Raw genomic sequence first — 8,735 nt, 5'->3', positions numbered from 1 at the left:
GGGCGCGGCGCCCCCCCGCCCCCCCCCACCACAACGGCCTCGACGATCTCTCGCTGCAGCATCCCCCACGACCCCCACGAGCGAGGAGACAGCAGTGACCAATGCGCTAGGCAACACGACGGACCGAACTCCGGAGGAAACTCCGGAGTACGACATCAGCAGGCCCACGCGGTGCCCCCTGGACCCGGCACCCGCGATGCGGGCACGCCAGGCGGAGGGCCCGCTGACCCGGATCCGGCTGTTCGACGGCACCCTCGCATGGCTGGTGACCGGCTGGGAGGAACACCGAGCGGTCCTGTCGGACCAGAGGGCCAGCGTGGATCCGTTCCGTCCCGGCGCGCCGAAACTCAGCGCCGGCGAGGTGTCGATGATCGACGTGCTGAAGAAGCAGGGCAGGACCTCGGTCGGCACCAGCTTCATCATGATGGATGACCCCGAACACTCCCGGCTGCGGCGCATGGCGACGTCCGCGTTCACCATCAAGCGGGTGGAGGCGCTGCGTCCGCCCACCCAGCGGATCGTGGACGACCTGATCGACAAGATGCTCGACGGTCCCAAGCCGGCCGACTTCGTCGAGGCGTTCGCACTGCCGGTTCCGTCGCTGGTGATCTCCGACCTGCTCGGCGTGCCCTACGACGACCACGAGTTCTTCCAGTCCAACAGCAAGACCATCATCAACCGGAACTCGACCGGGGAGGCGCGCACCGCGGCCCGCGGGCGGTTGGCCGACTACCTGGGCGGACTGCTGGACGACAAGTTGAACCATCCCGCCGAAGACCTGCTCTCCGGGCTCGCCGAGCGGGTCAAGGCCGATGAGCTGACCCGGGAAGAAGCCACCGAAATGGGTGTGCTGATGCTGTTCGCGGGGCACGAGACCACCGCCAACATGATCACGCTGGGCACGCTCGCCCTGCTCCAGCACCCTGACCAACTGGCCCTGCTGCGGGACACCGACGACCCGAAGGCGGTCGCGCTGGCGGTCGATGAGCTGCTGCGCTACCTCACCATCACCCACGGCGGGCTGCGCCGGGTGGCGCTGGAGGACATCGAGATCGCCGGCCAGGTCATCCGCGCCGGTGAAGGCATCATCCCGGTCAACGAGACCGCGAACCGGGACCCCTCCGTCTTCCCCGACCCGGACCGACTGGACCTCACCCGCGACGCGCGCCGTCATGTGACGTTCGGGTACGGGATCCACCAGTGTCTGGGCCAGCCGCTGGCCCGCATGGAGCTCCAGGTCGTCTACCCCACCCTCCTGCGGCGGATCCCGACCCTGGCCCTGGCCGCGGACCTGGAGGACATCCCGTTCAAGCACGACGGGTTCATCTTCGGGGCCTACGAGCTTCCGGTGACCTGGTGATGATGCTGGTGCCCAGGGATGTGGTGATCGTAGGAGCCTCGGCCGCCGGACTGGCCACGGCCGAGGCCCTGCGCAACAAGGGATACGACGGGACACTGACCCTCATCGGCGACGAGCCACACCTTCCCTACGACCGGCCGCCGCTGTCCAAACAGGTCCTCGCCGGCGCCTGGGAGCCGGAGAAGGTACGCCTGCGTGACGACGCGGCCATCGCCAGGCTGGACGCGGACTTCCGGCTCGGACGGTCGGCGGTCGGGCTGGACACCATGAGGCGCAAGGTCCGGCTGAATGACGGCGCCCAGGTGGCGTACGACTCGTTGGTGATCGCCACCGGCGTCACCCCGCGTCGGCTGCCCGGCGACGATCTGGCGGGCGTGCACGTCCTGCGTACGCTCGACGACGCCCTCACGCTCCGCACCCACCTGCTGGCCCGGCCGAAGGTCGTGGTGGTCGGCGCCGGGTTCCTGGGAGCCGAGGTGGCGGCGGTGGCCCGCACCATGGGGCTGGAGGTCACGCTGGTCGACCCGCTCCCGGTGCCGATGCACCGGCAGTTCGGCGACCGCATCGGCCGACTCGTCGCACAGATGCACAGCGATCAGGGCGTCGAACTGCGCCTGGGGGTCGGTGTGTCCCGGTTCCTGGACTCCGCCGGCCGGGTGGTCGCCGTCGAACTGGCCGACGGTACGAAACTCGAGGCGGACCTGGTCCTGGTCGCCGTGGGGTCCACACCGGCGACGGACTGGCTGACCGGTTCCGGTCTTCCTCTGGGCAACGGTGTGGAGTGCGGCGCCCGTTGCCAGGCCGCCCCCGGTATCTACGCCGCCGGGGATGTCGCGTCCTGGCACAATCCGCACTTCGGTGTGCGGATGCGCATCGAGCATCGCCTCAACGCCACCGAGCAGGGCATGGCCGTGGCCGCCGGCATTCTCGGCGAACAGCGCCCCTTCGCCCCCATCCCCTACTTCTGGAGCGACCAGTACGACGCCCGTATCCAGGCCTACGGCATATTCCCCGAACACGCGGACGTGACGATCGTGCACGGCAGCCCGGACGAGCGCAGGTTCGTCGCCGCCTACGGCTACGAGGGCAAGGTCGTCGGAGTGCTCGGTTGGAACTGCCACCGTGAGCTGCGCACACTCCGTCAGCTCGTCGTCGACCACGCTCCCCACCCGGCAAGCGCACCGAAGTAGGAGGGCAGAAGCCGTGAAAGATCATTTGATGTACCGGCGGGAGTTCTTCATAGGAGGCGAGTGGGCCAAACCGGCGGGCAACTCGATCCTGAAGGTCGTCTCTCCGTCGAGTGAGGAGGTCGTCGGCGAGGTCCCGGTCTCCACCACCGAGGACATGGACCGCGCGATGGCGGCCGCTCGCGCCGCCTTCGACGCCGGCCCGTGGCCCCGGATGACACCGCACGAACGAGCCGATGTCCTGGCCGGCGCCGCCGAACTGTTCCGGCTACGGAGTGCCGAGATTGCCGATGTGCTGGTGGACGAGATGGGCGTCGCCGGCAGCCAGGCGCCCCTCCAGACCGGGACGGTGGCCCCGGTGTTCGACTACTACGCCGAGCTGATCCGGAGTTTCGAGTTCGACCGCGTCGTGCGCTCCGGAGACCGCGTCGGTCTGGTGGTGTCGGACCCCGTCGGCGTGGTCGGCGCGATCGTGCCCTGGAACGCCCCGGTGACGCTGGCCGCGTGGAAGGTGGCACCGGCGCTGGCGGCCGGCTGCACCGTGGTGCTCAAGCCGCCGCCCGAGGCGCCGCTCAGCACCTACATCCTCGCCGAGGTTCTGCACGAAGCGGGTGTGCCGGCCGGAGTGGTCAACGTCGTACCGGGCGACCGCGAGGTGGGCGAGCACCTGGTCACGCATCCCGGGACGGACAAGATCGCCTTCACCGGTTCGACCGCGGCCGGCAAGCGGATCATGAGTCTGTGCGGCGACCGGATCAAGCGGGTCTCTCTCGAACTCGGCGGGAAGTCCGCGGCACTCGTGCTCGACGACGCGGACGTGCCAACCGTGACCGCCAACCTGTTCCGTGCCAGCATGCACAACTCGGGGCAGGTCTGCGCCGCCGTCACCCGCATCCTGGTGCCCAGGTCTCGGTACGCGGAGGCCCTGGAGTCGGCGGCGGCCATGGCGTCGAGCATCCCGGTCGGAGACCCGCACGACCCGTCGACTGTGGTCGGCCCGCTCGTCGCCGAGCGGCAGCGCGACCGCGTGGAGGGCTACATCGGGCTCGCGGCCGAGGAGGGCTTCCGGATCGTGGCCGGTGGTGGCCGCCCGAGCCACCTGCCCAAGGGGTGGTACGTCGAGCCCACCGTCCTCGGCGACGTCGACAACTCCATGCGGGTGGCGCAGGAGGAGATCTTCGGACCGGTAGTGTGCGTGATCCCGCACGACGGTGACGACGACGCGGTCCGGATCGCCAACGACACGCGGTACGGCCTGTCGGGCAGCGTGTGGACCGGTGACCCCGCGCGGGGCCTGGCCCTCGCCCGGCGGCTGCGCACCGGCGGAACCGTGGTCAACGGCGGTATCCCGCCTCAGCCGCTGGTGCCCTTCGGCGGGTTCAAGGAGTCGGGCATCGGCCGTGAACTCGGCATCGAGGGCCTGCACCAGTACCTCGAACCCCACACCATCGGCATCCCGCCGGAACTCGTTCCGCCCACGAAGGGAGCCGCGTGATGAAGGTGGCCGTCGCATACCAGCCGGGCGAACCGCTGGTGCTGGAAGAGCTGCCGACCCCGGCCATCGGGCCCCGGGACGTCTTGGTGAGGGTTGCGGCCAGCGGTATCTGTCACACCGACCTGACCTCGATCAACCGGGCCGAACGGACCGAGCCGCTGGTACCCGGGCACGAGGCGTGCGGAACGGTCGAGACCGTCGGACCCGATGTGCGCCGGGTCGCCGTCGGCGACAGAGTGCTCGCCTCCGTGTCGCCCGCCTGTGGTGCGTGCTGGTGGTGCGTCAACGCCATGTCCAACCACTGCGAGCGCGGGGCGTCCAGAATGGTGCCCCGGTTCGACCTTCCCGGCGGGCAGAAGGCGCCGGCTCTCTGCGGCTGCGGCTCGTTCGCCGAGGCCATGGTCGTGGACGAGGCGAGCGTCGTGGCCGTACGGACCGACCTGCCCGACGAGGAACTCGCCCTGCTGGGCTGCGGTGTGACGACCGGCCTCGGCGCCGCCCTCAACACCGCGTCCGTCCAGCCCGGATCGAGTGTGGCCGTCATCGGCTGCGGTGGCGTCGGCCAGTCCGTCATCCAGGGGGCACGTATCGCGGGAGCGTCCGCCATCATCGCCGTCGACCTGTCGGCCGGGCGTCGTGAAGCGAGCCTGCGGGTGGGGGCCACCCACGCCGTCGACCCGGCCGACGGCGATCCGGTCGAGCAGGTCCGCGCGCTCACCGACGGGCGCGGTGCCGACCACTCCTTCGAAGCGGTCGGACTGCCGCCACTCCTGGTGCAGGCCTTCGACATGGCCCGTATGGAGGGCACGGTGACCTATATCGGGATGCCGCCGCAAAGGGACGCGATGCTGACCCTCCCGGCGGTGTCCGCCATCTTCACCGGAAAGCGGATCCAGGGCTCCGTCGTGGGCGGCTCCCAGATCCTGCGGGACTTTCCCCGCTACATCCGGCTGGCGGAGACCGGCCGGCTGGACCTCGGCGCGATGGTGTCCCGGCGCATCACGCTCGACGAGGTCAACGAGGGCATCGGGCTGCTCGAGCGAGGAGAGGGCGTTCGCACCGTGATCGTGTAGCGCTTCTCCCTCCCCCGACCATCCGTCCGTTCAACCCTCCCCGGAGGCCACCTGATGAGCACAGCCGCGGTGAACGAGACCGCCACCGCAGATGACCGGCCCAAGGCCCAGCGACAGGTCCTGGTCGCACTCAGCGGTCTGCTGAGTGCGCTCTTCGTCGCGACGCTCAGCAGTACGGTGGTCTCCACGGCGCTGCCCAAGATGATCGGCTCGCTGCACGGGTCGCAGACCCAGTACACCTGGATCGTCACCGCGACCCTGCTCAGCACCACCGCCACCACCCCCATCTGGGGCAAGCTCGCCGACCTGTTCAGCAAGAAGACACTCGTACAGATCGCCGTCACCGTCTTCGTCCTGGGGTCGGTGGCGGCGGGTGCGAGCCAGTCGGCGGGGCAGCTCATCGCCGCGCGGGCACTCCAGGGCGTAGGCGTCGGGGGCGTGCAGGCCCTCGTGCAGATCGCGATCGCGGCGATGATCCCGCCGCGGGAACGCGGCCGGTACAGCGGCTACCTCAGCAGTGTCACGGCCTTGTCCACCATCGGCGGTCCGCTCCTCGGCGGCCTCATCGTGGACACCTCCTGGCTGGGCTGGCGCTGGTGCTTCTTCATCAGCCTCCCGGTCGCCGGCGCGGCCCTGTTCCTGCTCCAGCGGACGCTGCACCTCCCCGTCGTCCGACGCGACGACGTGAAGATCGACTACCTGGGCGCGACACTCATCGCCTCGGGCGTCAGCGTGCTGCTCATCTGGATCTCGTTCGTGGACAGCTCATTCGCCTGGGCGTCCTGGCAGACCGCTGTGATGGTCGCCGCGGCAGTGGTGCTGCTGTCCGTCGCCCTGTGGGTGGAGACGCGTGCCGCCGAGCCCATCGTGCCGCTCCACATCATCAAGCAGCGCACCACCGTGCTCGCGATCCTGGGAAGTCTCGCCGCCGGTACGGCCATGTTCGCGGCCTCGGTCTACCTCAGCCAGTACTTCCAGGTCAGCCGTGGCCACACGGCCACCGAGGCGGGGCTGCTGACCATCCCCATGATGGGCGGTGTGCTGGTCTCGTCCATCGTCGCGGGCCGGCTGATCAGCAGGACGGGGAAGCTCAAGCCCTTCGTCGTCGTCGGCTCCGTGCTGCTCACCGCCGGGTTCGCCGGACTCGGCACCATCGACCATGGGACGTCCCTGGTCTTCATGAGCGTCGCGATGCTGTGCATCGGCACCGGTGTCGGCATGACCATGCAGAACTTCATCCTCGTCGTGCAGAACTCCGTGCCGATGAAGGACATCGGCACGGCCAGTACCACGGTGACCTTCTTCCGCTCCCTCGGCGGAACGTTCGGCGTCACCGTCCTCGGCGCCGTCCTGGCCCGTCAGGTCGCCGGCCGGATGGCGGAGGACCATGTGAACACCCGTGTCGCGTACGGGGACGCGACAGGAACCATCTTCCTCATCGCCGCCGGCGTCGCCGCGCTCGGCATACTCGCGGCGGTCCTGCTGAAGCCGATCACACTCCGGACCAGTCTCGACTCGTCCGAACCGGCTCCAGCAGCCGCCACCGGCACTGCCGCCGTCGAGGCGGCCGATCTGAAGCAGTAGGCCTCAGACGGCCCTTCCCAGCAGCCGCCAGATCTGGTTCTTCTTGTTACCGAGAGCGCTCGCCGGGTCGCAGACCCACTGGTGGATCAACGCCTTTGGCTGGGTGGAGACGTTCGAGACATCGACGCACTTGCCACTGTGCACGGCGACGAGCTGATAGTCGTGGCCGTTGCCCAGTGCGGTGACGGGGCTCAGCGTGAACATCTGGCTGGGCTGTCCGCCGCATGTGTACTGGCCGACGGCGGCGCCGTCGGCCGTGGAGGCGCCCGAGACGCCCAGGCACTTGCCGCTGAGCTCGTTGACGACGGTGTAGGTGCCGGCCCGGCCGGCGACCGGCTTCAGGTCGAGCATCTGCTGATAGCCGCCTTCGCAGTCGTACTGCTGGTACTGCGTGCCGTCGGCCGTGCTGAGGTCGGTGTCGTCCAGACACTGGCCGCTGTTCTGGCTCACGGCGACCGTGGAGATGGTGGTGTTGGACGGGGGCAGGAGTGTGACGGTGTAGCCGTCCTGGGCGTTGGACCAGGGGATGCTCAGTGAGGCGGCGTTGCCGTTGACCGTGAGGGTGGTGTCGGAGACGGTCTCCGGGCCCGTCACCGCCGCTCCGTTGTTGTACGGGACGCGCTGGACGACGGCGCGGACGCGGCCGCTCTCCACCACCGACGTCGTGTTCAGCCCGGTCAGGTTGACGGTGACGGTGCCGGTGTTTCCATTGCTGCCGAGCAGCAGTTTGGTGTTTCTGGCCGTGTTGTCCTTGGTGGCCAGGCCGTCGGTGCCGGTGCCCGGGGTCAGTTTGACGATGTTGCCGGTCTGGGAGCCGTAGTAGCGGTACATGTACCACTCGCCGAGTGGCACGTACTGGCCGGCGCTGTTCTTGGTGAGCAGGTTGGCCGCGTAGTCGTGCAGATTGCGGCCCGAGGCCCAGTTGGCCCGCAGCCCGTCGGCGCCGGCCCGCTCCAGGCGGCCGATGAACCAGGCGCCACCGCCGGGGGTCTGCTGGGACAGGGGGCCGTACTCGTTGATCTGGTACGGACGGGTGTTGCTGAGACCGGCCGCTGCGAGGGTCGAATCGGCGCGCCCGACGTCGGTCACCGGGTCACCGGGCAGGTCGTGCCAGCTCCAGATGTCCGGGGCCACGTTGTTGGCCTTGGCGTGGCTGAGGAACGTCGTCCACCAGGTGTTGGAGGAGTTCGGCTGCCTGGCGGTGCTGGGGCCGACGATGAGCTGGTTGGGGAAGGCGGCCCGTACGCGGGCGTGGAACCGCGACCACATCTGGAGGTACTGGTTCTGCGAGGCCCCCCAGAAGATACTGAGGTCGGGCTCGTTCCACAGGTCCCACTGGACGGTCATGTTGTTCGCCCGTACGTCGCCGATGAGCTGGGTGACGAAGTTGTCGAACTTCGTCCAGTCACCGTTGTCGCCGGGCCAGCCCTGGCTGGTGGTGCCGTCGGCGCCCCACAGGTCGTGGGGGAGCAGGACGAACGTGCCGCCGAGGGCGACGGTGCGCTTGTACTGGGCCAGGGTGGCGTTCCAGCGGGTCTGGTACGCGGCGAGGCTGGTGGCGTAGCCGCCGTTGTTGAGCTGGGCACCACCGGCCCGCATGTAACGCCACTTGATGTCCTTGAAGAAGTGGTCCTGGGGGAGCGAGCCGTCCGGGGTCATCCCGTAGATCATTCCCGAGGCACGGTATGCGGGGGCGCCTCCGGCGGTGGCGAAGTCCACCGTGACGGCGGTGTCGGCGGCGTGCGCGGTGGTGACCGGCAGCAGGCTCGCCGCCACGGTCGCCAGCAGGATGGCGACGGCGGACGCGCCGCGTCGGCGGACGCGCCCTGAGCGGCGGCCGGGAGTGGTTCTGTGGCGGAGGCGCGCTGGTAACAGAGGCATGGGCGGCTCTCCCGAGAGTCGGGGTCTGCAGGTGATTCGAACCGGTTCGACGCCGAGCTGGCCCGGAAGCTAGCACCGACGAAGACGGGTCAGCAATACTCCCGGCAGAGTTTGACCGGCACTTCGGGAAGTCGGACGCGAGGCATTGACACGTA

General features: G+C 69.3%; 6 protein-coding genes. 5 read left to right on the top strand and 1 reads right to left on the bottom strand.

Going from position 1 to position 8,735, the window contains the following annotated elements:
* Positions 1-94 precede the first annotated feature (94 nt).
* From ACWDSL_RS19995 to ACWDSL_RS19975, 5 genes are read left to right on the top strand one after another with little or no spacing between them, the layout of a single operon-like run.
* Positions 95-1,360: a cytochrome P450 gene (locus tag ACWDSL_RS19995; protein WP_450487113.1), complete on the top strand. Its 1,266-nt coding sequence runs from the start codon at positions 95-97 to the stop codon at positions 1,358-1,360.
* 2 nt (positions 1,361-1,362) lie between these two features.
* Positions 1,363-2,550 (top strand): NAD(P)/FAD-dependent oxidoreductase, encoded by a 1,188-nt coding sequence (locus ACWDSL_RS19990; protein ID WP_450487111.1) that lies wholly within the window; start codon positions 1,363-1,365, stop codon positions 2,548-2,550.
* Between the two features lie 28 nt (positions 2,551-2,578).
* Positions 2,579-4,042: an aldehyde dehydrogenase gene (locus ACWDSL_RS19985; RefSeq protein ID WP_450487121.1), complete on the top strand. Its 1,464-nt coding sequence runs from the start codon at positions 2,579-2,581 to the stop codon at positions 4,040-4,042.
* Positions 4,042-5,115: a Zn-dependent alcohol dehydrogenase gene (locus ACWDSL_RS19980; RefSeq protein ID WP_450487109.1), complete on the top strand. Its 1,074-nt coding sequence runs from the start codon at positions 4,042-4,044 to the stop codon at positions 5,113-5,115. Before ACWDSL_RS19985 ends, ACWDSL_RS19980 begins: the two co-directional genes overlap by 1 nt.
* A gap of 54 nt (positions 5,116-5,169) precedes the next feature.
* Positions 5,170-6,699: an MDR family MFS transporter gene (locus ACWDSL_RS19975; protein ID WP_450487107.1), complete on the top strand. Its 1,530-nt coding sequence runs from the start codon at positions 5,170-5,172 to the stop codon at positions 6,697-6,699.
* Between the two features lie 3 nt (positions 6,700-6,702).
* Here ACWDSL_RS19975 and ACWDSL_RS19970 read toward each other — a convergent pair whose 3' ends face one another.
* Positions 6,703-8,580: an RICIN domain-containing protein gene (locus ACWDSL_RS19970; RefSeq protein WP_450487105.1), complete on the bottom strand. Its 1,878-nt coding sequence runs from the start codon at positions 8,578-8,580 to the stop codon at positions 6,703-6,705.
* Positions 8,581-8,735: the final 155 nt, after the last annotated feature.

This window comes from Streptomyces sp. NPDC000941, from assembly GCF_053599555.1.
The sequence above is the reverse complement of the archived record's forward strand: the minus strand, read 5'-3'. Positions and strand labels throughout refer to the sequence as shown.